The 26,899-nt window shown below is 40.2% G+C and carries 19 protein-coding genes, 1 tRNA gene and 1 pseudogene; 14 read left to right on the forward strand and 7 right to left on the reverse strand.

The genetic code is table 11. The features are described from left to right. Position 1: 1 nt before the first annotated feature. From EHQ62_RS04085 to EHQ62_RS04125, 10 genes and pseudogenes are all read left to right on the forward strand, one after another. Positions 2-1,624: a sensor histidine kinase gene (locus tag EHQ62_RS04085; protein ID WP_135640947.1), complete on the forward strand. Its 1,623-nt coding sequence runs from the start codon at positions 2-4 to the stop codon at positions 1,622-1,624. A 48-nt stretch (positions 1,625-1,672) separates the two neighbouring features. Then, positions 1,673-2,953 (forward strand): ATP-binding response regulator, encoded by a 1,281-nt coding sequence (locus EHQ62_RS04090; protein ID WP_135640948.1) that lies wholly within the window; start codon positions 1,673-1,675, stop codon positions 2,951-2,953. 12 nt (positions 2,954-2,965) lie between these two features. Continuing rightward, on the forward strand, positions 2,966-3,331 hold the full coding sequence (locus EHQ62_RS04095; RefSeq protein ID WP_135640949.1) for a response regulator: 366 nt from the start codon (positions 2,966-2,968) through the stop codon (positions 3,329-3,331). A gap of 3 nt (positions 3,332-3,334) precedes the next feature. Then, the gene (locus EHQ62_RS04100) at positions 3,335-3,706 is read left to right on the forward strand and encodes an STAS domain-containing protein (RefSeq protein WP_135640950.1); all 372 of its coding nucleotides are present in this window, start codon (positions 3,335-3,337) and stop codon (positions 3,704-3,706) included. Beyond that, positions 3,706-5,898, forward strand: a complete 2,193-nt coding sequence (locus EHQ62_RS04105) for a chemotaxis protein CheA (RefSeq protein WP_135640951.1) — start codon at positions 3,706-3,708, stop codon at positions 5,896-5,898. The genes EHQ62_RS04100 and EHQ62_RS04105 overlap by 1 nt, the downstream gene beginning before the upstream one ends. An 808-nt stretch (positions 5,899-6,706) precedes the next feature. Continuing rightward, a pseudogene (locus EHQ62_RS18835) lies at positions 6,707-7,243 on the forward strand (PAS domain-containing protein); the annotation flags it as partial. A 39-nt stretch (positions 7,244-7,282) separates the two neighbouring features. Further along, positions 7,283-8,626, forward strand: a complete 1,344-nt coding sequence (locus EHQ62_RS18840) for a methyl-accepting chemotaxis protein (RefSeq protein ID WP_476737798.1) — start codon at positions 7,283-7,285, stop codon at positions 8,624-8,626. 11 nt (positions 8,627-8,637) lie between these two features. Next, entirely contained in the window at positions 8,638-9,117 is a 480-nt protein-coding gene (locus EHQ62_RS04115) for a chemotaxis protein CheW (RefSeq protein WP_135640953.1), read from the forward strand. Position 9,118: 1 nt separating this feature from the next. Beyond that, positions 9,119-9,607, forward strand: coding sequence for a chemotaxis protein CheD (locus EHQ62_RS04120; RefSeq protein ID WP_135640954.1), 489 nt, complete (start codon positions 9,119-9,121; stop codon positions 9,605-9,607). Between the two features lie 3 nt (positions 9,608-9,610). Further along, on the forward strand, positions 9,611-10,663 hold the full coding sequence (locus tag EHQ62_RS04125) for a protein-glutamate methylesterase/protein-glutamine glutaminase (RefSeq protein ID WP_135640955.1): 1,053 nt from the start codon (positions 9,611-9,613) through the stop codon (positions 10,661-10,663). Between the two features lies 1 nt (position 10,664). Here EHQ62_RS04125 and EHQ62_RS04130 read toward each other — a convergent pair whose 3' ends face one another. From EHQ62_RS04130 to EHQ62_RS04150, 5 genes are read right to left on the reverse strand one after another with little or no spacing between them, the layout of a single operon-like run. Beyond that, entirely contained in the window at positions 10,665-13,418 is a 2,754-nt protein-coding gene (locus EHQ62_RS04130) for an ATP-binding protein (protein WP_135640956.1), read from the reverse strand. Positions 13,419-13,423: 5 nt separating this feature from the next. Beyond that, positions 13,424-15,070, reverse strand: a complete 1,647-nt coding sequence (locus EHQ62_RS04135) for an acyl-CoA carboxylase subunit beta (protein ID WP_135640957.1) — start codon at positions 15,068-15,070, stop codon at positions 13,424-13,426. A 47-nt stretch (positions 15,071-15,117) separates the two neighbouring features. After that, positions 15,118-15,459 (reverse strand): STAS domain-containing protein, encoded by a 342-nt coding sequence (locus tag EHQ62_RS04140; protein ID WP_135640958.1) that lies wholly within the window; start codon positions 15,457-15,459, stop codon positions 15,118-15,120. Beyond that, on the reverse strand, positions 15,456-18,203 hold the full coding sequence (locus EHQ62_RS04145) for a SpoIIE family protein phosphatase (protein ID WP_135640959.1): 2,748 nt from the start codon (positions 18,201-18,203) through the stop codon (positions 15,456-15,458). Before EHQ62_RS04145 ends, EHQ62_RS04140 begins: the two co-directional genes overlap by 4 nt. 4 nt (positions 18,204-18,207) lie before the next feature. Beyond that, entirely contained in the window at positions 18,208-18,519 is a 312-nt protein-coding gene (locus tag EHQ62_RS04150) for a hypothetical protein (protein WP_015675835.1), read from the reverse strand. Positions 18,520-18,594: 75 nt separating this feature from the next. On the opposite strand from EHQ62_RS04150, the gene EHQ62_RS04155 reads away from it, so the two are divergent. The 3 genes from EHQ62_RS04155 to EHQ62_RS04165 all read left to right on the forward strand — a co-directional run bounded on the left by EHQ62_RS04155 (position 18,595) and on the right by EHQ62_RS04165 (position 22,623). Then, positions 18,595-18,667: transfer RNA gene (locus EHQ62_RS04155), tRNA-Ala, on the forward strand. A gap of 114 nt (positions 18,668-18,781) precedes the next feature. Continuing rightward, positions 18,782-19,321 (forward strand): peptide deformylase, encoded by a 540-nt coding sequence (gene def / locus EHQ62_RS04160; protein WP_135640960.1) that lies wholly within the window; start codon positions 18,782-18,784, stop codon positions 19,319-19,321. A 47-nt stretch (positions 19,322-19,368) separates the two neighbouring features. Further along, the gene (locus EHQ62_RS04165; protein WP_135640961.1) at positions 19,369-22,623 is read left to right on the forward strand and encodes an efflux RND transporter permease subunit; all 3,255 of its coding nucleotides are present in this window, start codon (positions 19,369-19,371) and stop codon (positions 22,621-22,623) included. Between the two features lie 64 nt (positions 22,624-22,687). On the opposite strand, the gene EHQ62_RS04170 is transcribed toward EHQ62_RS04165, so the two are convergent. Continuing rightward, the gene (locus tag EHQ62_RS04170) at positions 22,688-23,878 is read right to left on the reverse strand and encodes a polysaccharide deacetylase family protein (protein ID WP_135640962.1); all 1,191 of its coding nucleotides are present in this window, start codon (positions 23,876-23,878) and stop codon (positions 22,688-22,690) included. A 71-nt stretch (positions 23,879-23,949) separates the two neighbouring features. Continuing rightward, the gene (tyrS, locus tag EHQ62_RS04175; protein ID WP_135640963.1) at positions 23,950-25,176 is read right to left on the reverse strand and encodes a tyrosine--tRNA ligase; all 1,227 of its coding nucleotides are present in this window, start codon (positions 25,174-25,176) and stop codon (positions 23,950-23,952) included. A gap of 97 nt (positions 25,177-25,273) precedes the next feature. On the opposite strand from tyrS, the gene EHQ62_RS04180 reads away from it, so the two are divergent. Beyond that, positions 25,274-26,881 carry a glycerol-3-phosphate dehydrogenase/oxidase gene (locus EHQ62_RS04180; RefSeq protein WP_135640964.1) on the forward strand — a complete coding sequence of 536 codons (1,608 nt, stop codon included), beginning with the start codon at positions 25,274-25,276 and terminating at the stop codon, positions 26,879-26,881. Positions 26,882-26,899: the final 18 nt, after the last annotated feature.

Consider the following 26,899-nt stretch of genomic DNA (forward strand, 5'->3'; position numbering starts at 1 on the left):
TATGATACACGACCCGTTGTCCCTCTTCCAAGCTTCGTTAGAAGGAAATGATTCAGGGACAGCGATTTTATGTATCGATTCGCAAACAAAGACCTATGAGATTTTATTTCAAAACTCTATTTTCACCAAATTAGCCACTGAGTTTGAAATTCGTTTTTTTCTAAAAAATAAAATTCAATCAAACAACTTTGAAACAGAAATCATCTATAAAGTTGATGGAAAGATATTAAAAACTTCCTTTGGAACTTTTGAAAATACAAAGGGTGATCCAAAAAAACAATACACAAAGTTTTTTGTTCGAGACATCACAATCAAACAAAAACAAGAAGAAGAAATTGCGTGGAGGCTTCGATTTGAATTGGGAGTTGCCTCTTCCATTCAAATCCTCATCCAAAAACCATCCATCCGAGAAAGTTTACCCCAAGCCCTTTACCAACTCCTCTACTTTACTGAAATGGATTCCATTTTTTTCTTAAAACACATTGGCTCGGATGTTACGGAATCATTTGATATTTGGGTCAACGAACGTAAATCAACGGAGTTTCCCCTTTTGTCTTCCAAATTCCAAAATTTGAATTGGAAACAGGAAGGGATTAGTCGTTGGCTTCACAAATTAAAAAACGGAAAACTCATTTATTTACAGAAGGAAAAAGCATTACCCAGAGAAAAATGGTACTTTGAAGAATCAAAAGTGGAAACAATGCTTTGGATTCCTGTTCACTTTGAGAATCAATTTTTAGGAATCATGGGATTCCAAAAACACACACCCAATTTTGTCATCCACCATGACAACCTACTCATCTTCCAAACTGTCAGTCGTTGGATGGGATTGTTTGTGCAAAGGGATAAAGACTTAACCGAACTCAATCGTTACAAATCCAGTTTAGAATCTCTAATCTTAGAACGAACGTTAGATCTAAGCCGAACCAAAGAAGAATTGGAACGCGCGTATAAAGCAAAAACGGAATTTTTAGCTCATGTGAGCCATGAATTGCGCACTCCATTGAATTCGATCATTGGTTTTTCGAAACTCATCCAACTTCCTGAGGAAGACCTGACGGGAAAGGAATATCTAAATTACATCTATTCTGGTGGAACAAGACTACTAAAAATGATCAATGAGATCTTACAGTTGATGAGGATCGAATCCGGACAAATTGAACTTAAAATCACAGAGTTCAAACCAGAAGATGTTTGCAGGCAAACTCTAGAACTAATCCAACCCCAAGCAGATGCCAAACGAATGGAAATTCGATTTTATCCACCCATACAGTCAAACTCCATCTCTTCAGACAGTGGTAAAATCCAACAAATCCTTTTGAACTTACTTTCAAATGCCATCAAGTATTCCGTTCACAACTTGATTGAATTCCACTGCGAATGGAATGATTCTAATCTTTTATTCAAGGTAAAAGATTTTGGCCCAGGAATCCCTGATGGGGACCAAAACCGCATTTTTCATAGTTTTACGAGACTTAATGATGATGGAAAAATTGAAGGAACAGGGCTTGGACTCTCCATCTCGCAAGGATTGGCAGAGAAACTTGGGGGAACGATTGAACTATCCTCCAAATCTGGAGAAGGTTCCACATTTACGCTCATATTACCTGAAATTCGAAAATAAAGGTATTGAACCATATAGAAATAGGGATTATGATTTCCGATATTCTATATGGTGGAACCAACAAATCCCAATCAAACACTTTCCCCTAAGGTAGACCTGAGCCGTAGGCCTAAAGAACCAATTCTTATCATTGAGGATAAACGGGAAAACCAAGTTCTATTAGAAGGAATTTGCAAACGAATTGGGGTTCCGTCGGAAGTTGCGGAGAATGGAGACATCGCCTTAAAAATGGCGAAACAAAAACAGTACAGTCTTTATTTGGTAGACCTAATGATGCCAGTCATAGACGGCAAAACCTTCATCGCCGAACAGAGTCAGGTGGAACCGAATGCAGTGTTTATTGTCCAAACTGCCATCGACCAAACAGAAGAAATCATTGAGATCATGAAATTGGGAGTGTATGATTATTTAATCAAACCTCTGCACGTAGAAATTGTGGCCGATCGTTTGGAAAAGGCTTTAGAATACGTCTACTTAAAAAGAATGGAAGCCCTTCTCATCGACGAAGAAGCAAAGGAACTCAAAAGCCAGTTGGAATGGCTGAATTACAAAGAGTCACATAGAAAAACCACTGAAGTCAATGCAGAACTCAACTCGATATTAAACTTAAAAACGACAATGATGCAAGGATCTGGCCTTGGTGCAATGACAACTCTGATTGATACAATCGATAAAATCAAAAAAGAAGAAAATGGAAATTATCTCATCCAAAAAGAGTATTGGGAATTACTCACCGAAAACCAAGACCACAACAAAACCATGTTAAAAGGTCTTGATTTAGCGGTCGATGTCATTCAATCCAAATTTGTTTTACAAAAAGTATCAAGTAACCAATTATTATCCCTCTTACCAGAAATTGCAAAAGACTTTCAAACTGAAATGGAAGCAAAACAAATCAAAGTGAACCTACCAGTTGTAAAACAAACCGTTAGTTTAGAGCTTGAATTAGAATCGATAAAAACTGTGGTTCATGAAATTTTTACAAATGGTTTGAAATATTCAAAAACAAATTCTAATTTTGATATCTTTGTAACCTTTGTAGATGGTTACTTTTGTTTGTCCGCTAAAAATAATTTGATTGAAGATGAGTATGCAAAACAACTTTTGCATTCAGAAAAAAAATTAGTAGAACCATTTTACCGCATCCACCCTCCTGTTGAGAGTTTCCACCATAAAGAAAAATTTAGCTTAGGTCTTGGACTCACCATGGTAGACTTTATCTTACAAAAACACAATGGAATGTTTTTTATCAGAAATGCAATTGATCACACCACGGAAACAAAAGCAAACTGTGTGATTGCAGAAATTTTTCTCCCAATTCAAACATAAAAAGGAAACAAAATGAATAGAAAAATCTTAATAATCGATGATTCAGCTGTATTTCGAAAGATTATCTCTGTCCATCTTAAGAATGCCAACTTTGATCTGATTGAAGCTGGCGATGGTTTAGAAGGATTAAAACAATTAGAAGTAAGTCCAGTGGATCTCATCGTTTCGGATATGAACATGCCGAATATGGATGGAATTAGTTTTATCAAAAAAGTAAAAGAGAATGCCAAATTCAAATTCACTCCCATCATCATGTTGACTACGGAATCACAACCTGAGAAAAAACAACAAGGAATGGATGCTGGTGCCAAGGCATGGCTCACCAAACCATTTTCTCCAGAAGAACTACTGGATACCATCACGAAGTTATTACCATAAACAATGGAACCAAACCAATCCATTCAAAACACAAATGCGGAAGTAATCATTGTTTGGTCAGGTTATCTTACCGTTCCATTTATCAAAGAATGGTATGAACAATCGAAACATTGGGAAAACGTAAATGGCAAAAAAATAAAACTCAATTTGAATGGAATTGAAAGGATCGACTCTGCAGGGATCCAACTTCTCATTTACTTAAAAACACAAACTTTAAAAAAACACCAAAGTTTGGAACTAACCAATCATTCCTTGGCAGTGCTCAAAAGTTTTGACTTACTTGGGCTTGTCTCATTTTTCGGAGACCGTATCAAAGTAAAAAAAGAACACTCTCATGAAGTTGAGTTTCGGTATGGAACAAGGAAAGTTTCGTAATGGATTTAACGGAAGTCATAGATGCCTACCTCGTTGAATCTGAGGAACTTTTACGAGACATGGAAACGATCCTACTCCGGACAGAGTCTTCTCTTCCTTCGGACGAAGATCTAAATGCCATCTTTCGAGCCGTACATACCATCAAAGGAACAGCCGGTATGTTTGGCTTCGAATCGACTGTATCTTTTACCCATGTTGTGGAAAATCTATTAGACGAATTACGTTCCCATGCCATCGATTTCCAGCCTATCTTCACCGAACTTTTGTTAAAAGCAAAAGACCATTTGAATTTTTTAGTTTCCGAAGAAACAAAAGGAAAAATCCCTTCGGACAAAATTGTTTTTGGACAAACAATCCTCGATGCAATGAAACCTTTTTTGCAACCAAGTGGAGATGAAAAAAAGGAAACCCTCATTGGCAAAGGGGATATACAAAACCAAGGGTTCACAGGTTCAAGCCAAATGGAAACACGGGAAAACAAAATTGGTTTTCCCAATTACTTAATCTCCTTTCGGCCCAATCTCAATGTTTTTTCCCACGGACTTGATCCTATTTCCTTCATTGGATACTTAAAAAAAATAGGAACCATCATTTCCTTAAAGACCATCGATCAATTTTTGCCCGACGGACATGAATTTAATCCGGAAAATTGTTATTTAGGATTTGAAATCCAATTCCAATCAGATAAGGATTTGGAAACTGTTAGTAAGGTATTTAATTTTATTGAGAATGATAGTTTTTTGCATATCTACCCACCTGGTTTTCTAACAACAGACCTTGTTGATTTGGCAAACCAACTTCCGGAAGAAGAAATTTATTTAGGAAATGTGTGGAAGGAAATCCAAGTATTAGATGAAAAAGGATTTTTAGATTATTTAGAAGAAATCAAATCCAGAAAAACGGGTTTCCAAGTACAATCGACAAGTTCAATCACTTCCACAACTGCCACAGAAAGGTTCACTGAAACAACAGGCAGTGAACAGAACAGTTTTGATGCAAACAAAGAAAATACAAAATCTATTACCATCAAAGTGGATTCCAAACGCATTGACAACCTCATCAATCGTGTTGGGGAATTAGTTGTCTCATGTGCAAATATGAACCAACTCATCGGTGAAACGGAAGATTCGAATTTACAAGAATCATCCTTACTCGTGATGAGGCTTCTCAATGAAGTAAGAGAAATATCTTTAAAATTGCGAATGGTTCCAATTGGAGATAGCTTCCAAAAGTATACGAGGATTGTCCGTGACCTAAGCAAAGAATTGGAAAAGGACATTCGCCTCGTTACCGAAGGAAATGAAACTGAACTGGATCGAAACATTGTAGAAAAATTAAGTGATCCCCTCACCCATTTGGTTAGGAATGCATGTGACCATGGATTGGAAACAGCGGAAGTTCGTATGCAAAATGGCAAACCCAAACAAGGTACCATCAAACTGAATGCCTATCACGAGGCTGGTAGCGTTGTGATCGAAGTTTCAGATGATGGGAATGGAATTTCCAAAGAGAAGGTTTGGCAAAAAGGAATTGAAAAAGGTTTAGTGTCAGGACCAATACCAGACTCAGACGAAGAGGTCTACAAACTCCTTTTCCAACCAGGATTTTCTACGGCTCAAAAAATCACAAATGTTTCGGGCAGAGGTGTTGGGTTAGATGTGGTCTACAAAAACATTGAAGCCTTACGTGGAACGATCACGGTTAAATCAAATCCAAACCACGGGAGTCGATTTATTTTGAGATTACCTTTGACTCTCGCGATCATTGAAGGATTCCTCGTAGCTGTTGGAAAAAGCCATTTCATCATCCCTATGGAAATGGTCCTGGAATGTTTGCATTTCTCTGAGGAAGAAAAAGAAAACCAAAACCAATTTTTTGCACTCCGAGGGAATTTGATTCCATTCCTTCGGTTAAAGGACTATTATCCTTGTGAAACGAATTCGGAAGGAATAAGAGAAAATATTGTGATCGTACGCAATGGAGAAAAAAAAGCAGGAATCGTTGTGGAAAGGTTGTTAGGTGAGTACCAAACCGTGATCAAACCCATGGGTTCTGTCTTCCGACATGTAAAAGGTGTCAGTGGATCGAGTATCCTCGGTGACGGGAATGTTGCCCTCATCATAGATGTTCCCTCATTGTTTGAGAGAACCATCAGTATTGAAAATCAGAAATTAGTAAGTCGTAGAGGTTGATATGAAGTCAGTGAATACAAACACAAAACTAGTCGGGTATTTTTTCATCGGATTTTTGTTCACGGTCTGGGTAAGTGTTTACAGTGCAGGGCTGTTCTCCACAAAGGAGACACTACCTTTAAACGTTGAAGAAAGGACAAAGAAACTCGATTCCCTTTCTCACCTGTTAAAATCGAGTATGTCCATCCAAGAATCGATAACAACCATCACCCATTCCAATGGAGCCGATGATACCTTAATCGCGAAAACAAAGTATGATATTGATAAACTGAACCAATCCTTTGAGCAGGTTTCCAAAATATTTACAAAAGAAACCGAAATCTCAAAATTCCATGTTGTTGCAAAAGAGAAGGATGGTTATCTAAATTCCGTTTCCAACCAAATCAATTCAATTGAATCCCTAAAAAACAAAAAACAACAAGTATCCCTGAATCCGGAAATTTCGACACAATGGAAAAATTATTCCAGTCATTTGGAGGACTTCCAAAAATTAGTTTTTATCAACAGTTTGCAGGAGATCGAAACCAAACTCGGCGAAAAACCAGAGGATTCTACCACCATCTATATTGGAAGTGGAATATTTTTACTGGTTTCGTTTGCATTCCTGCTGTTTCTCATCAAACAAATCAGCAAACCCTTAAAAGAAGCGATCCAAATCCGAACTGCCCTTGATAGTGTTTCTACAAATGTTATGATTTCAGATTTAAATTTAGATGTTGTTTATATGAATAAATCCATTCATAAGATGTTTTCGAATTCTGAATCAGACATCCAAAAACAAATCAGGAACTTTTCTTTAAAAAATTTAATGGGTAGTAATATCGATTCCTACCACAAAGATCCAAGCCACCAAAGGAAATTACTTGGAACCTTTACCTCTGAACACAAAACAAGTATCATCATCGGGAATCGAGAATTCAACTTGATCGCCAATCCAATTTTAACTGATAAAGGGGAACGATTGGGAAGTGTTGTTGAATGGGCTGATGTAACAGAAAGTAATGCGCAAGCAAGAGCTGTTGACAGATCGCAAGCCATGATTGAATTTAAGATGGATGGAACCATTCTCACTGCAAACGAAAACTTTTTAACTCTTATGGGTTATAGTTTGGCAGAGATCAAGGGACAACACCACCGTATGTTTGTGGAATCAAAAGAAGCAAATTCGGAAGAGTATCGCCAATTTTGGGTAAGTTTAAATCGAGGAGAATTCCAAACGGCCGAATACAAACGAATTGGAAAAAATGGAAAGGAAGTTTGGTTACAAGCAACCTACACACCAATCCTTGATGCCAATGGTGTTCCGATAAAGGTGATGAAATTTGCAACGGATATTACTGAAAATAAAAAACAAATTAGAGAGTTTGTTGGCCAAATCGAAGCCATCAACAAAGCCCAGGCAACCATTGAGTTCCATTTAGATGGAACCATCATTTCCGCAAATGATATCTTTTTATCTACTATGGGTTATTCCCTATCTGAAATCGAAGGGAAACACCATCGTATGTTTGTGGAACCAAATTATGTGAATTCAGAAGAATACAAACAATTCTGGACATCGCTTGGTCGTGGCGAATTCCAAACGGCCGAATACAAACGAATTGGAAAAGGTGGAAAGGAGGTTTGGTTACAAGCCACGTATAACCCAATCCTTGATTTGAACGGAAAACCGTACAAAGTGATTAAGTTTGCATCCGACATCACTGAACAAAAAAAATTAGCCATTGAAACTTCTCGTATCGTGGATGATTTAGTGATAGGACTTGCAGCTCTTGAAAAAGGAGATTTGACCCAACTCATTACAAACCATTATGAGGGAGGGTTTGCTAGGCTTCGTGATTCCTTCAATAATACTTCTAAAAAATTAATAGAAATCATCAATGAAGTGAGAACCAATACAGATGCGCTTGTAAATGCTTCCGACGAAGTTGCATCCACTGCCAGTACACTTTCCCAAGGGGCAAGTGAACAAGCTGCTTCTGTAGAAGAAACATCGGCATCCCTAGAAGAAATGGGTGCATCCATTGACCAAAATGCTGAAAATGCAAAACAAACCGATACCATTGCGACAAAATCGGCTAAAGATGCAAAACAAGGTGGTGAGGCTGTGAAAAACACAGTCAAAGCAATGAAAGAAATTGCAGATAAAATTTCTATCATTGAAGACATTGCCTACCAGACAAACTTACTCGCGTTAAATGCCGCAATTGAAGCAGCACGAGCAGGTGAACATGGAAAAGGTTTTGCAGTAGTGGCATCAGAAGTGCGTAAACTTGCGGAACGGTCGCAAAAATCTGCAAACGAAATTGGAACCCTCGCTGGAAGTTCCGTTCAGATTGCAGAATCTGCCGGCAAACTCATTGAAGAAATTGTCCCTGCGATCAATAAAACTGCGGACCTTGTGCAAGAAATCACAGCCGCAAGCCAAGAACAATCTTCTGGAGTGAATGAGGTGAATAAGGCCATGGGACAACTTGACCAAGTATCCCAACAATCAGCAAGTGCCTCTGAAGAACTAGCAGCCATTGCGGAAGAATTACAGGCACAAGCAGAACGATTGCTCTCATCCATCAGTTTTTTCAAACTTGGAAAAATGGCGAGTGTGACACAAAATGCAGACCCAAAGGCTTTAAAACACCCAACACAGAAAAGCCCATCTCCGAAAAAGGAAATGGTGAACAAAAAAGCTGATGACTTGGATGATCATGGTAAGTTCCAAAAATATTGAGGGGATAAGTGATGCAAGAGATCCAATACTTAACCTTCCTACTCTCCAATGAATTGTTTGGACTAGGGATTTTGTACATCAAAGAAATCATTGAGTTTGAATCAGTTACTCATGTTCCCATGATGCCAGAGTACATCCCTGGGGTCATCAATTTGCGTGGCAATGTAGTACCCGTGATTGACTTAAACACTAGGTTTTACAAAAAGAAAACAGAAACGAATCGAAAAACTTGCATCATCATTACAGAAATCAAGTTAGAGAAGGAGAACATTGATGTAGGTTTACTTGTTGATGCCGTTAACGAAGTTGTTGATATTCCTGAAACCCAAATTGAGGAAGCACCAAGTTTTGGTTCAAAAATTCGTTTGGACTTTATCCAAGGCATTGGTAAGTTAGAAAACCAATTTGTAATCATTTTAAAAATCAATCAAATTTTGGATTTAAGCGAAATTCAAAACATTCATGAAACTTCATCTCAGATAAGTGAGTGATATGGAACCTCCCTATGAAGTGATTGATACCTACCTCAAACCAGGTGAGATCTTTTTTGGAGACCACCACCACCGAGTGAGAACACTTCTTGGATCCTGTGTATCCATCGTTTTATGGCATCCGAAATACCATCTTGGAGGAATGTGCCACTACCTACTCCCACATCCTTCTGATATTAAATTAGAAAAAACGTATAAATATGGGGAAGATGCCTTCGAATACTTCCTCAAAGAAATCAAAAAAGCGCATACCAAAGCAGAGGATTACCTCGCAAAAATATTTGGAGGGTCCAACATGTTTCTAAACGAGGAAAGAGAAATTCTTAGAAATAATGCAACAAGTCTTATTGGCACACGGAATGCGGAATTTGCAAAAAAGATATTATCATCGAATAAAATCAAAATCATTTCAGAAGACTTGGGTGGTAACCAATCAAGAAAAATTTATTTTTCCGTTTGGGACGGAGAAGTTTGGGTAGAGAAAAAGTAATCCATGAATAGAATTAAAGTCTTTGTAATTGATGACTCAGCTGTCGTAAGACAAGTGTTAACTGAAATTTTTAAACAAGATTCTCGGTTCCAATTCTTAGGAAGTGCCTCTGACCCCATCTTTGCGATGGACAAAATGAATAATCTTTGGCCCGATGTAATCGTTCTTGACATTGAAATGCCAAGAATGGATGGTCTTTCGTTCTTAAAAAAAATCATGTCAGAAAGGCCAACACCTGTTGTGATTTGTTCGACCCTCACAACAGAAGGATCCGAAACTGCCATCCTTGCCATGAACTTAGGCGCCTGTGACATCATCACAAAACCAAAAATTGGTTTAAAAGATTTTTTAAATGAAAGTACAATTGCTCTCACGGATGCTGTTTTTGCTGCTGCTTCTGCGTCCACCAAACACCTACCAAATCCTTCCAAAACCACAGAATTGAAAGTCCAACTCGATAAAAAACAAGAGTTATCTTCTTTACAGGCAACTGAAAAAATCATTGCGATTGGAACCTCCACTGGTGGCACAATCGCCCTAGAACATGTGTTAACGAAACTTCCAAAAGAAAACACCCCAGGCATTGTGATCGTTCAACATATGCCAGAAAAATTTACAGAAGCTTTCGCCAAACGTTTGGATTCCATTTGTGAAATCCGTGTCAAAGAAGCAAACGATGGCGACCGTGTGGTGCGAGGACTTGCCCTCATAGCGCCTGGGAACAAACACATGACTCTCAAACGTTCTGGGGCGCAGTATTATGTAGAAGTAATGGATGGACCACTTGTCAACCGCCACAAACCATCGGTGGATGTTCTATTTCGATCGGTTGCCAAACAAGCCGGAAAAAATGCACGGGGCATCATCATGACAGGTATGGGAGATGATGGAGCTCTTGGCTTACAAGAAATGAAAGAGGCAGGGGCTGAAACCATTGCCCAAAATGAGGAAACGTCTGTTGTCTTTGGAATGCCGAAAGAGGCAATCAAAAGAGGATGTGTTGACCACATCCTCCCACTTGGTGAAATCTATAAAAAGATCATTGGCTACGGTTGAATCAACCGAGCCCTAATTCTTTTGTTACCTTTACCTTTCTTTGGCGAATTTCTTCCGGAGATTCTTCTTTTAGAATTTCGTCTGGTTTGATTTTGAAGATGGCTTGCGCCTTTGTCACAATCTTTCCATCGGAATCCACCATCAAATTTTTCACCACGGTTCCACTCACTGGCGCAAGGATTTTGTTAAACATCTTCATCACTTCAATGATAAAGAGTGGTTGTCCTGCTTGGAAGTGGTCCCCTTCATTCACAAGTGGTGGAAGGTTTGGAGCTTCTTTTGAGTAGAACATACCACCCATTGGAGCCACAATTTCATCACCTGACATCTTTGGTGGAGGGTTTAGAGTTTTAATGAAAGCATCTCTTGTATCTTTATTTTTAAACTCATCAGGGACAACACCATCCAAATCCGCATTCACATCCAAACCAAAAAAGTTGGATTTGATTCCGATTTTTGGAAGTAATAGTAAGGTTTCAAGTCCTGCTTGGAATCCGTTATGGCTTGCTTTTACTTTTTCCCAAAGATCATCTGAAATTTCTTTGGAAGGATTTTTTCCTTTGGCAAATGCTTCGGAAATCTCTTTCCAGTTTTTGAATCCAGTACGTTTGGAAAACTCTGCATAAAATTCTTTTGCTTCAATCAGTAATTTTTCATCGTGGTCCCAAATCTTTTCCGAACTTGCTTTTTGTTCCGTTGTATCTAAATTTAAATAATAGTACAAGGAATCTAAAAATTGGATTGGATTTTCATTGAAACTTACATTGTTTCCACTGCGAGTCCAAAGTTTTCCATCAAAGAATCCAAGAAAACCACCGAGTAGGTGCGGGTTTGCAAGTAATCTTTCCATTGGTCTCACAACCAATGTCATTTTTTTACCGAGGATTTTTTTTAGGTCGGCATCAGCTGCTTTTGTTTTTTCTGACCAAAGGTATTCCAAATCCAAATCATTGATAATGGATTGCAAGGCACCAATCCCTGCCAAATAGGAAATCATAAATGCAGTGGATGGTTTGAACATTGCATCCTTACCCAAAATCCATTGGATGAGACCGTAGTGGACAAGTAAGTTTGTTTCTAGGTTTTGACCCCTAAGCTCTGTTTTGCGAAGGATGTTGCCTAAAATTTCAAGGTTTTCAGTTCGGCTATTTCCATAGGAAACAATGAGTGCTACGTTTGAATCATAAGCACCTGCCAAATTGTAGTGCACAAAGGCACCTGTATCAGGGTTACGCGTACAGATCCCTTGGTCATCACGAATCTCTTCCGGGAGAGGGTTTGACCAGTTTTGGATGATCCCACCAGCATGTGGTTGGAGGGCACGGTTTGTTGCATTGATCCGTACTTCCGCACCCGATACATTTCGGACAATCCGTTCTGGTTTTGGAACTCTTGGTCCGTGGATGGACAAAACTGCCATTGCTTCCACGAGGGAATCAATGTAGAAGAAGTCGTTTGGATCATTTGGATTTGTGAACTTCATCTTGTATACCATCTCGGTCACACGGTGTTCCACCTGGATCCGAGTGTTCACTTCCATAAAAAAGAAACTATTCCCTTCTACGATACACTCAAAAGTTGAAACGGAGTTAAGACGAATCGCCTTTCCAAACACTTCTGCTTGGTGTTCCATATCCTTTAAGGTTTGGACATCCTTTTCAAGGATGGCAGCTTTTTTAGGATTGGAAGAACGAACAAGGTCTGCTTCTTTTTCTAAGAGTTCTACAGTTTGTGAAATCTCTAACAATTTTTGTTCGTGCATCTGTAAGGAACAATCACGACCACCAAGTGATAAAGACCACTCCCCGTTTCCAATCATTTGGATTTCATTATGGCGAGTGTTTTCGATATTGAGTTCGATGAGAAAGTTTCTGTTGGAACCAACTGCAGTGACTTTGGATTCAGCTAAAATTTCCATTACCGCCGATTCAATTTCTCCTTTGGAAGAAATCACACGTTGGCCTTTTCCACCACCACCGCCAATGTATTTGAATCGAATTCGTTTTCCTGGGTATTTTTTCCAGATATCTTCACATAAAATTTCTGATTCTTTTTGCAGATCAGGGATCGATGTGATGTCGATGGTTTTTTCATAAGAAAGTTGCAATAAGATTTCTGCATTGTCTTCCAATGACTTTTTCTCATCAAATTGGAAGTTTAAGTTATTTTCTTTTGCTACTTTAAGGAGACCGTCTTTGGAATTACCAGTTTTACGAAGTAAGGCAAGGGCTGTGATATTGTCCACACCCGGTGTTACGGATACATTCAAACTACGTGCCAGTTTTTTTGCTTCGTCTTTTGCACCAGCTCCCTTTGCTACATGGGAACTTGGTCCCATAAAGATGATCCCCGCTTTTTCGATGGCTTCAATGAACTCAGCATCTTCTGCCATAAATCCGTAACCAGCAAAGATATGAGAGTATCCATTGTCTTTTGCGATCCCTATGATTTGGTGGATGCGCTCTTCTTTTTCTTCCTTCCCTGCTCCCATATAATCAGGAACGCGGTGGATGTTTTCTGGAAAACGGAAGTTACGAAGTTCTGGTGCGAGTGCCTTTGGGTACACAATGGAATCTTTTTCCGAAAGTAAAATTCCATATTCTTTCACGCCAATGGCATCAAAGACATCCATGGTTTCCTTACGAACAGGGCCACGGCAAACAATGAGGCATTTGATGGATTCCACAGTAAAGGAACGAATCCATGCGGACTCTGATTCTTGGAACTGAATGCGTTTTAAATTCTTATCTAACATGGAAATTATTCAAACTCCCTTTGAGGTCCGGACATTTCCGCCGGTTTGTATTTGGACATGAGAAAACTCAAGTTTTTGGATAGAACATTACGAGTGTAACCTGGTAAAATGATAGAAGAAACAGATCCAAGCGAAAGGGCTTCTTTTGGATTCATCAGTTCTTTTTCATACCGTTGGCCGATTTCAAAAAGTTTTGCATCGCGAGTTGCGGCTGCTTCTTTTTCGCTCATACCTTTTTTGATATTTGCCAAAAATTCTTTTTGAACATTTGTGATCTCATCTTTGTAGACATACTCTTTTCCTGCAGGGCCCATAACGGCAATCCTTGCAGTGGGAAGAGCAAATACCATGGATGCTCCCGTAAAATAGGAGTTAAATGTTGCATAAGCTCCACCAAACGCATTTCGGATGATGAGTGTGAGCCTAGGGGTACGAAGGTCAATGATGGAATCGAGGAGTTTTCGTCCTTCGAGAACAATTCCATTGTGTTCTTGGTCACGACCTGGTAAAAATCCAGTGGTGTCTTCTACAAACACCATTGGGATATTGTAGAGGTTACAGAAACGAACAAATCGAGTCCCTTTGCGTGAGGCTCCAATGTCAATTTGGCCTGAAGACACAGCCGAGTTATTGGCAAGAAATCCAACGACATGGCCACCAATCCTTCCAAAGGCAGTCACGATGTTACGCGCCCTTTGCGGTTGGAGTTCAAAGAACTCACCATGGTCACAGATTTGTTGTAAGTAAAGAGTGATGTCGAAAGGAGTGTTCATCCCAGTAGGAGAATTAAACGTTTTACGGAAAAGGATATCTTCTTCGTAAATGAATCGGTCCACTGGGTCGGAGGTTGGGTAAAAAGGCGCAAAACTATGGTTATTGTCCGGAAGGTAAGATAACAATCGAATCGCTGTACGCAGTGATCCTAACTCGTCCCCTGTCACAAGGTCCACCACTCCTGATTGGCCGTGGACTTTTGGTCCACCTAAGTCTTCTGCAGAGATATCTTCCCCAAGGACTGACTTTACAACACCAGGTCCAGTGAGACCAAAAAAGGTTCCATCACATTGGATCATAAAAGACCCTTGGCGAGGCAGGTATGCCCCACCACCAGCGTTAAACCCAAACATAAGCATCACAGATGGAACAACCCCACTGATTTTACGGAGTGCTGTGAACGCTTCCGAGTATCCGTCAAGCCCACCCACACCTGCTGGCACATAGGCACCTGCGGAGTCGTTCATCCCGATAAGTGGGATGCCGTGAGTTCCTGCCATTTGGATGAGGCGAGCCAATTTACTACCGTTTGTCGCATCCATGGAACCTGCGCGGAGTGTAAAATCATGCCCATAAACCGCCACATCGCGGCCTTTGATATTTAAAATTCCTGTGACAATGGAAGCACCATCTAAATTGGGACCCCAGTTTTGGTAGGTGATGTTTGGTTCTTCGTCTGTGAGGACTTTGATCCTTTCCCAAACAGTCATCCTGTTTTTGGAATGTTGGACACGAATTCTGTCCTCACCACCGCCAAGAAACGGTTTCTCGATTAATTCCTTACCGAGTTTGAGAGCATCATCATAAATGCCGGTTTTGGTCTCCGGAGCCTTGGATTCTTTGAACGGGTTGTTTAGGGAATACTGCATGGTTTCCATAAGTTTTTTTCCAATGTTTTGTTTAGGATCACTTAGAAAAGTGATTTTTACTTTAAAGCTGCGTCTAAATCCGGATAAATTGTGAATAACTGCTGCATCCCGATGATATCGAAAACTTTTTCGACTGCAGGTTGTAATCCACAAATGGAAATGCTGATTTTCTGCTCTTGGCAATGCCTAAGGGTTGTGACAAGGAGGCGAAGTCCTGCGGAGGAAATGAAAGGCACTTCACTCAAATTAAAAATCACGGATTTACCAGAGGAACTCACTAGGTTTAGCAAATCCTTTTCAATTTTATGTGTGTTGTGAACGTCCAAATTGCCTTGGACATGCACAACCATCTTATTTTCCAGCTCTTCCGACCGAATTCCAATTTTATCTTCGTTCATACGATTGTTTTCTCCAAATAGGTTATGTTTTGTTTCCCATTGTACTCATATGAAACTTTGTCCATAAGGGTTTCCATGAGATAAACGCCAAATCCTCCCTTTCGTTCGCCTTTCAAATTGGCTTCCACGGAAGGTTTCGGAACTTTTTTTCTGTCGAAGGGTTTCCCTTCATCTACGAGAACAATTTTTAACTTATCACCGATCAGCTCAAATTTACATTCAAACTTTGGGTTTTGAAGTTCTGTATCTTTATAACTATGCATCACGATGTTTGTCGCTGCTTCATCCAAAGATATTAAGATGTCATCAAAGGCAAAAGGTTTTGTGATTTTGGATTCTAAATGTTCTGAAATAAAATCACGGAGTTTGGGAATTTCATTTGGATGTGCATCAAAGGTTTTTACCATTTCAAAACTCGTCACCTCTGCAAATTTTAATACCATTACCGTAAAATCATCATATTGTTCTTCCGAACGGGAAAAGGAACGAATGTCGTCATATACCGATTCTACGATTTTTTGAGACGGCTCATACCTTCTTTGGATGATAAAATCAATAAACCTATCGAGTCCATACTCTTCCCCATCGGGACTTTTTTCCTCAATGGCTCCATCTGTATAAAAAACCAAAATATCCCCAGGCTCTAATTGGATCTCACCACCCTGGTAGTTCGTATGAGGGACCACACCAAGGGGTGCCCCTTTTCCTTTTAGGAGTTCAAAACTTCCATCACTTCGGATCCAAATTTGGTCATTGTGGCCAGCTGAGGCAAATTTTAAAGTGCGGGTTTTCCTTTGGTAATTGACAAGGAACAGTGTCACAAACATCCCTGATTGGCTATCTTCATAAATCAATTGGTTTGCGCGAAAAAGGAGTTCGGAAGGGGGCAGGTCCGTTGTTCTAGAAAGTGTCCGTATGATGGAACTAGACATCGCCATAAAAATTGCCGCAGGTAAACTTTTCCCAGACACGTCGGCAACAAGGAATGAAAACTGTTCATCTCCAAAAGCATGGAAATCGTAAAAATCACCTGACACTTCTTTGGCGGCAACTGACATCACACCCAAATCAAAGAGAGGTGATTGTATCAATGCATTCGGCAAAATATTGTTTTGGATTTTTCTTGTGATCTCGATTTCTTTTTCTATCGATTTTTTTGTAATGATTTCTTGGTTGAGTTTTAAGTTTTCGTATGCTTTGGCCAGTGGTGATGATAATGTTTTTAACATCCGCAGGTCAGTTTCATTGAACGAATGAGCCGAATGTTTCCCACTGACGTAAAGGGCAGCTCGTAAATTCCCTCCCCGCGGTGCAATGGGTAAAATGAGAAAATTTTTCTTTAAAGTATAAAATTCTAACTCTAAAAACGATTCCTCGAGTTGCGGTGTGACAACAGCCATCCGAGGATTTCCCGATTCCATAAGGCTTAAAAACAAACGGCTTTCAAACATCGGAAAAAATGATTCTCTCACAATCCCAAGTTGCCTTGCATACACTTGGATTCTGTTTTTGTTTTTTTCCTCGATGATGACCATCCCCGCATCTTCGCATGACAACTCTTTGGTGAGAATGCTAAGGGTTTTTGACATAAGACCCAACTCGTCATGGGACTCAAGAACGGCCTGCCCTAAATCAAAAATGGATTCAAGGGTGCTTAATTTTTGTTTGAGTTCGAGGTTCGTGATGTTTAGGTTTTCAAGTAACCTCGTTTTTTGGATAGCAACCGCACAAGCACTGGAAAAAGAAAGGAAGGTATCGATATCGTCCTGGCTAAAATTATTACGATCGATGGTATTGATGGCTTCAATCACACCAATCACTTCGTCACCCACAATAAGGGGACTTGCCAAAATATTTCTTGTGACAAAGTTCGATGCTTTATCTACGTCTCGGAACACCCTATCATCATTTTGTGCATCATTGATGATCATCGGTTGTTTTGTAACAGCCACAGTCCCCGCAATCCCTTGGCCCACAGGTACTTTGATTTTGGAAACCTCTTCTCTTTTTTCACCAGTAACAGTATGAAAAACTAAAAATTCTTTTTTTTCATCTAAGAGAAGCAGTGAACTTGCTTCTGTCCGAAATACAGACTTTGCCGATTCCATCACCATCACAAGAACGTGTTCCAAATCCACACTCGTATTGATGAGGACTGCAACGCGGATGATTTCTTCTAAGAAGTATTGCAACCTATTATTATTATTGTGGATATTGGCATTATCAATGAGAAGTAAAACTGAAGTTGTTAAGGAATTAAAAAACTGTGGTTCCTCTTCTGAAAACACAGTGTCTTTAAATAGTGCATTTAAATTCGCACTAAAATAGTTGATTAAATCTAAATCTTGTTCAGAAAAATTTTGAAAATGTTTGATGCCTTCGAGAACGAGTACACCGAGTGCCATGTCCCCGATTTCATCTCCCAAATAACAGGCAATATATGACTCCGAAACAGGAGCTTCGTTTGGATCCAAAGTTGTTCCTTTTTTAACAAGGATACTTTTTTTGGATTTAAACACATGTTTGGCGATCTTACCTGCATTGATTTTGTCTTGGATGAGTCCAATCCGGCTTAAATTCCCTCTTTCGTTGCGAACATAAATGGCGGCTGATTTTGCTGATACAAATCGTTTTGCCTGCCCTAGGATAAAATGGTATACATCGTCAAGTTCGGATGAGGAGGAAAGATAAAATCCGCCATCTTTGTTTTTTAAGATAATTGGCGGAAGGGAATTTGGTTTCAATGGTTTAATCTTTGCTAAACTTTAAAGATTCTTCTCTCAGTTTACGATTGGCATCTTCGAGGGATTTGATTTTGTCAAAGGCTGACATTAATTCGTCACGGCTTAAATTGGAAACCATTGTGCTTGCTTCTACCGTTTCTTTCGCTTCTCTTAGTTCTACTCGTGAATAATCGATGATTTGTTCATACATACGAATGATTTCGTCTGCGTTTGCTAATTCTTGTTCATTGAGCCTAAGAACTTTTTCATACCCTTTGATGATATCCGATTGGATTTTCAATTTTTTAGTGAGTTCTTCTACCGTATCTTGTCCCATAAAGTTCGTGGTTCCTTAGCCATTTTGGGATTCTGTTGACAGACAAACGCATTCTCACACCTTGGATTAGCACAAGGGGACGTAGCTCAGTTGGGAGAGCGTTTGAATGGCATTCAAAAGGTCGGGGGTTCGATTCCCCTCGTCTCCAAAATCCCTCCCGAGATTCCAACGTTTTAAGCCCATACTGTCAAATTCTTTTTCAATTGGATAGGAGTTCACTTGATCATTCAGTGACCTTTTTCAATCTATTCCATATTAGATTATGGCAGTACGTAAAATTCTGAAAATTGGGAACCCACTCCTTCGTCAAACGAGTGAAGATGTCACCGAATCCGAAATCCAAACCAAAGATTTCAAAAAACTGATCCGAGATATGTTCGAAACGATGCGCCATGCCGACGGTGTGGGTCTTGCCGCCCCACAAATTGGTGTTTTGAAAAAATTAGTGGTCGTGGGTCAAGAGGATGACAACGAACGTTATCCAGGAACCCCCGAAGTTCCAAACCAAATCATCATCAATCCAGAGATCACTCCATTAAGTCCACCTGGCGATGGGTTCTGGGAAGGTTGTTTGTCTGTCCCTGGTATGCGTGGGTATGTGGAAAGACCAAACAAAATTCGTATGAAATGGCGGGATGAAAACTTCACTGAACATGACGAAATCATTGAAGGTTACAGAGCCATCGTATTACAACATGAATGTGACCATTTGTTTGGTGTCTTGTATGTTGATCGTCTGAAGAGCACAAAGTTGTTTGGTTTCAATGATGACATTGATACCGCAGGCAAATTGTTGGATTAAGTTTATCTCGATTGAATTTGTAAGTTTAGTCACTTGCAGGAGTTTGTATGGGTTCATCCATCGTTCAGTATTTTCTCTCCAAAAGTTTATTTGTAAATCTTTTGACATTTCTCATTTTACTCGTTGGTGGGTTTACTGCCGCTACCATGAACAGGGAAGCATTCCCCAATATCAATTTTGATATCGTTAGTGTAACCACCATTTATCCAGGCGCAGCACCTGCCGATGTGGAAAAACTTGTCACAAAACCACTCGAAGACGCCATCAAAGAAGTGGATGGGATCAAAGAATTTCGTTCGGCTTCGCTTGAGAACCGATCAGGTATCATCATCACTATCGATCCGAATACCAAAAATACCCAGAAAGTGGTGGATGATTTGAAGTCTGCCATTGACCGCATCCAGGACCTTCCCACAGATGCGGAAGACCCAATCGTAACAGAGATCACAACGGCAAGACAACCTGTGATTGAGATCCACCTAACATCCGACATGAAAGACGGAAAACCTGTGTTAACGGCAAAGGAACTCAGAGACCAAGCCAAAATTTTAGAAGAAAAATTAAAAGACTTACCAACTGTCGCAAGGATTACGAAACGTGGTTGGCGCGAACGTGAGATGAAGGTGGACTTAGATCCAGACAAATTGCGAAGTATGTCCCTTTCCTCAACTCAAGTGATCAATGCATTACGCCTACGGAATATCAATTTCCCGGGGGGGAACATCAATGAAAAAACTAGAGAAATCATTGTTCGCACTGTTGGTGAGTTTGATACAGCAGAAGAGATTGAAAACGTGTTCATTCGTACAAATGATGCAGGTCGTTCTGTACGCATACGAGATGTCGCTCGTGTGACAGAAGGATTTGAAGATTCCGATTATTTAGACAAATCCAATGGAAACATCGCCATAGCCCTGACAGTCATCAAACGGGAAAAAGCCGATGCGATCTCAGTTGTAGATGAATCCAAAAAAGTAGTAGAAAGTTTTATCAAATCCACAAAAGGATCCGTCAAACACGCGTTTGTTAACGATCTATCAAAGTACATTAGAAGAAGGCTTGGTGTGCTTACATCCAACGCAGTTTCTGGTCTCATTCTTGTCACGGCATCCCTCTTTGTATTCCTAGGATGGCGAATGGCACTTATGACAGCACTTGGGATCCCAATCTCAATTGCCATGACCTTTGTGGCCATGAATTATATGGGCCTTACATTAAACCTAATTTCGATGATGGGCCTTATCATCGTTGTGGGGATTTTAGTGGATGATGCCATCATCATTTGTGAAAACGTATACCGCCACTTAGAAATGGGGGAAGAACCATTTGAAGCGGCGATGCGAGGGACAAGCGAAGTCCTCGCACCAGTGACAGCCACCGTGACAACTACCATTGCTGCCTTTGGGCCCATGTTGTTTATGACTGGGATCTTTGGGAAGTTCATCCACTCCATTCCCCTTGTTGTGATTTTATCGCTTCTGAGTTCTTTGTTTGAGGCTTTTTTTATGTTACCTTCTCACTTATATGATGTGAGTAAGGCCACTGATATGAAAGGAGAAGTGAAAGGAGAGTCACATTGGTTTTTGAAATTTAAGGAAAAAACCTATCTGCCCCTTCTCCGATTCGCACTGACGAACCGTTGGAAAATGGTGGGACTCCTCTTAGGTCTCTTTGTATTTTCTATCGCCATCCAAGCAAAATTTGGAAAATTTAAACTTTTTCCCGGTGCCATCGAAACCTTCCAAATCCGTGTCACAGCCGAAACTGGATTAAAATTAGAAGAAACAGACCGGTTCATCCGCGCCATTGAACACACGATCGCAAAACTCCCTGAAGGTGAAGTGGAAAACTACATTTCCCGAGTGGGGATCATCCAAAAAGATCCGAATGACCCTTTCACCAAAAGAGGGAAAAACTATGCACAAGTCATGGTTTACCTCACTCCCGATGATAACCGAGAACGTTCTACGGAAAAAATCATCGAAGTGGTACGAGAAAATTCCAAGTATTTGCTCAATGAAAAAGCCCTGGCTTTACTCGAAGAAAAATTAGCAAAGGAAAACTTGGAGAAAAAACAAGACGATAAAATCCAAATTGATGCCATTCCTTCCGAGTTTTTACCCCTCAAAGGAAAATTGGTCAACTTAGAGTTTGAAAAATTGGCAGGAGGACCTCCTGTTGGAAAACCTGTTGCAATTGAAATCAAAGGAGACGATTTTGCCACCTTACTCAAAATAGGTGCTGAGTACAAAGCAGCCCTCGCTAAAATCAAAGGTGTCACAGACATTGGTGATGATTTTAACGAAGGAAAGGATGAAATCAGAGTGTCTGTTGACGAATCCCTTGCTTCCTTTGCGGGCGTAAGTGTCCAATCAGTTTCACTTGCCATCAACACTGCTTTACAAGGAACCGTTTCAACGAAAATCAAAAGGGCAGATGAGGAAGTGGATGTAAGAGTTCGTTTTCCCGAAGAATACAGGTCCTCCCTCGCACACTTAAATAAAGTATATGTCAATAACCTAACAGGAAATCTAATCCCTGTATCAAGACTCACAAGCTATGACCGAAATCCAGGTCGTGCATCCATCAACCACTTAGATGGCAAACGACTCCTGACAGTAACATCCAATATCGATGAAACCGTTTCCACATCAAGGCAGGTCAATTTAGAGGCAAAACAACTGACAGAAGGCATCATAGCCAAATACCCTGGGTATTCCGTTCGTTTCTCTGGGGAAAATAAAGACACGGAAGAGTCGATGGCCTCACTTGGCCGAGCCTTCCTTGTGGGACTGCTTATCATTTATATGATCCTTGCATCCCTCTTCCGATCCTTGGCCCAACCACTGATCGTGATGAGTGCCATTCCGTTTGCAGTGATTGGAGTGATCTTTGCCTTTTTGTTGCACGGACAACCCTTCTCCTTTTTGGCTTTCCTTGGAATCATTGGACTTGCGGGGGTAGTCGTCAACGACTCCATTGTCCTTGTGGATTGTGCAAACCAACTTAGAATTGAAGATCCTTCCAAATCCACTTTTGAATTATTAGTGGAAGCAGGAAGTATCCGTCTACGTGCTGTTATGCTCACAACAGTCACAACGGTCCTTGGATTGTTACCAACAGCATATGGGATTGGAGGAAAGGATCCATTCCTTGTACCGATGGCACTTGCTTTTGGATGGGGGCTTGCCTTTGCCACCTTCATCACACTCATCATGGTACCAGTATTTTATCTAAATTTGTATATGTTTCGGGACCGAATTTCCCAGCATTTGCAAAAGAGAAAAAAACAATTTGTCTAAAGGCAAAATGGAATTGGAAACGAGTATCCTTTACGAAAAAGGATACTGCCAGTTTTTTTTGTTGTTAGTCTTTTTCGTTGTTTAGTACTTCAGAAAGGGTAACGAAATGATACCCTTTCTCCTTCATCCGTTCGATGAAAGTTGGTAAGATATAAATTAGTTTATCAAATTTACGTGGGCCACCAAGGTGCATGAGGATGATGGCTCCATTCATTCCATGGGGGTCTGCTTTTTCCCAATTGTCGAGAAAGGTTAAGGTTTCCTCACCTGTTTTGTAGTGTGGGTTTTTCACCACTTCCTTTTTGCCTTTGGATGTTTTTTTATAAAGGAATTGTTTGCTAATGTAATCAGGAAGGTCGAGGGAACCTTTCGCATTATTAGACCACATGATATGATCCGTATACCCTAAACTTGCATGGGCATCTAAAATCAATTGGCTGAGAGCTCCATAAGGCAATCTATAATATTTCTTTAATTCTTGTTTGGTGAGGGTATAAAAAGTATCTTCGACTCGTTTTAATTCTTCTGCCATTCGTGGGAGGTCGAGTACTGATTTTGATAAATAATCCAGTACCATCCTTTTTTTTAAGGATGTTTCCGTAACAGATCGTTGGTAGTTAAAATGAGACCAGGTATGGTTCCCAAATTCCACTGCGCCGGTTTTTGCCATCCGTTTGATATAATCTAAATTTTGCCTAACAAAAAAGGAACCATTGGTATCGGAAGGCCTTTCATTGGATAAAAACAAAGTCACTTTGATTTTGTGTTCTTTGATATAATTGTACAATACGGGAAGTTCTTCCCCAGTCGCCAAATCAAAGGTCAAAGCAATTTCTTTGTGAGCTTCATTCCCTCTTAAAATATTACGGCCTTTTGTGTTGGCACTGACTTCTTTTAGGAATTCAATATTTTCATCCACTTGTTTGGCAAGTTCAGTGTCGGGTTCTGCATCACCGGCAAGTGCATTTTCTTCTCGGAGTTGCTCTTGGTACATCAAAGAAAAGAGAGATTGTTCGAGCTCTCGTAAACTTCGTTCCTTTTCTTTGACTTCTGTTTCGAGTTTAGTCACACTGAGGCTTAAATAAAGTAGATACCCACAAAGTACAAGCACAGTGAGTCCCACAAAGGAAAGCGCCGAAATAAAGGCAAAACGACGGAGTTTTTTGGCAAACAACCGATCCTTTTCAATGTCCTTCGAAAGTTCATGGACAATGTCCTGAATTTCTTTCTCTTCGTTTGTCGGATCGAGTGACATTTAGGTATGGCTTTCCTTAGTATCGATTATCGGAAAGGGACCTAGGGTTCTATACTAGTCCCACCTCTCCTTTATGTTTTGAGCTTTAAAAATTTTCCTTTCTTGCCTTGTCGGATGAGGTATTCCTTCCCTTTTTCCAAAACAAGGCTAGGATCTGAAATTTTTTCCTCATCCAAATACAATCCCCCCGCTTGGATGAGCCTACGACCCTCGGAAACACTGGGGATGAATTTGAGTTGGGACAGAACATAAACTAGGAGCGGTGGTTTTTCCGAAAACCATGCTCCGTCCAAAACCTCTGTTGGGATATCGTCAGGCAAAGCTCTGTTTTTGGTATTGTGGATGGCTGTCCACTCTTCCACAGCCTTACGGTTCTCTTCCTTTGGATGGAGTTGGTCCATAATGAGAAGGGCCAATTCTGTTTTCACTTCCTTGGGGTGGAGTGTTTTGGAACGAATCCCCTCTTTTCGTTTTTCCACATCGACGAGTGGAATGTCTGTGAGCAGTTCAAAATAATTCCACATCAATTCATCGGAGATGGACATGATTTTTCCATACATATCAATGGGTTTTTCAATAATGCCAACATAGTTCCCAAGAGACTTTGACATTTTTTTTACACCATCAAGGCCAACGAGGAGTGGCAAGGTGATGACGACTTGTGGTTTTTGACCGTATTCTCTTTGTAAGTCGCGACCAACTAACATGTTAAATTTTTGGTCAGTTCCTCCAAGTTCCACATCGGACTTCATGGCGACTGAATCATACCCTTGCACAAGTGGGTATAAAAACTCAATCATAGAAATAGGAGTTCCTGCTTTATGGCGTTTGGTGAAATCATCACGTTCTAACATCCGCGAGACTGTGTATTTGGATGTTAACACAAGGACATCTTCAAATTTCATTTCCGAACACCAATGGGAGTTATAAAGGATTTTCGTTTTCTTTGGATCTAAGATCTTAAACACTTGCGTTTGGTATGTTTTGGAATTTTCTAAAACTTCTTCTTTGCTTAACCTTTTTCTTGTTTCCGATTTTCCCGTTGGGTCACCAATCATGGCGGTGAAGTCACCAAGCATAAAACAAACTTCATGCCCTAGGTCTTGGAAATGTTTTAATTTTCTAAGTAATACGAAATGACCTAAGTGTAAATCGGGTGCCGTGGGATCAAATCCAGTTTTGATTGTCAGGGAAGGTTTGGCTTTGATTTTATCTAGAAGTTCCACTTCACTGATGATCTCAACAGTGCCCCGGCGGATGGTAACTAATTCTTGGTTCAATTCTGTTTCAGTTTTCATAACAATTTCAAAAATTTTCGATGGTAGAAAAGGTGACTTTTGACAACACTAACCTTAGAATCTCTATAGGCAACCACCAAAGTACGTAAAAACCCTTATGAACCATTTAGATGAAAGAAAACAAACGCTGAAACAGTTAGAATCCACCCAGTATGATATTTTAATTTTAGGTGGTGGTGCCACTGGTTCCGGCACTGCCCTGGATGCCAGCCTTCGAGGGTACAAAGTAGCCCTATTAGAAAAGGGGGATTTTTCCCAAGGGACAAGTTCGCGTTCTACCAAACTCATCCATGGCGGTGTCCGTTATCTGGCTCAGTTCCATTTTAAGTTAATTTACGAAGCACTTTCCGAAAGAAAACGCCTGCTCACCAATGCACCACACTTAGTGAAACCATTACAATTTGTTTTACCAACCTATGTTTGGTGGGAAAAACCATTTTACTCCATTGGCCTTACCATGTATGACCTACTCGCAGGAAAGTCCATTGTCCCTGGCCACGAAAGGATCTCAAAAGCAACTGCTCTGGATTATTTTGCATCGTTAAAAAAACAAAACCTAAAGGGTGGGATTTCCTATTATGATGCCCAGTTCAATGATGCTCGGCTTAATGTCACCACAGTTCGGGCTGCAAAGGAAAATGGAGCCGATGTTGTCTCAAGGATCGAAGTGACAAACTTTTTAAAAGATGCCAATGGAAGGATCATTGGTGTGACTGCGAAGGATTCGATAACGAAAAAGGTTGTTTCCATACGAGCAAAAGTAGTCGCAAACACAACGGGAGTTTGGATTGATTCCCTACGCAAATTGGATGACCCGAACACAGAAAATGTACTTGCCCCAAGCCAAGGCATCCACCTTGTTTTTGATAAAGAAAAATTGCCTTGCCGCACCGCCATGATCATCCCAAAAACTGCGGATGGCAGAGTGGTCTTTGTCATCCCTTGGGAAGGAAAAGTGTTACTCGGAACCACAGACACTCCAATCCAAAAAATTGAAAATGAACCTCTCCCCTTACAATCGGAAGTCGAATTTTTACTCAAAACAGGGAATGATTATTTAGATACAAAGTTAACCAAAGAAGACATCGAATCCGTGTTTAGTGGCCTGAGACCTCTTATCTCCACAGGTGACAAAAAAGATACAAAATCCATTTCCAGAGAAGAAGCCATCCTGGTCTCTGATTCAGGACTTGTGACCATGTCTGGTGGCAAATGGTCTACCTTCCGGAAAATGGCAGAGGACCTAACAGACAAACTCATCGCCGTAGGGAAATTGCCATCCAAAATGAAATGTTTCACTGCAAGTTTTGCCTTCCCAGGTGCTGATGGGTACAGCAAACACCTCGTCGCAAAAATCCAAACGATGTATGACTTACCCTATGAAACAGCAGTTCGGTTGGCAGATGCCTATGGTGGAGAGGTCCCTCTCATCCTTGGGAAAAAACCAAAAGAAATCAAAAAAGGAACAGGTTACTTTGTGGAAGAGATCAAACACTTTGTGAAAAAAGAATTTGCCTTATCTGTATCCGATGTTTTGTCGAGAAGGTGGAGGCTTATCTTTTTGGATTTAAAATTAGCAGAGTCGCTCGCCATTCCTACAAACAACATCCTTGCCAAAGAACTTGGATGGAAAGAAACAGAGAAAAAATCTTCTCTTAACGAACTCCTCAAACACATTAAGGATTTAAAGAAAACGATCGCCTAACTCAAAGAAAATGATAAA

It is taken from the genome of Leptospira jelokensis (assembly GCF_004769635.1).
GTDB classification, from domain to species: Bacteria; Spirochaetota; Leptospiria; order Leptospirales; family Leptospiraceae; genus Leptospira_A; species Leptospira_A jelokensis.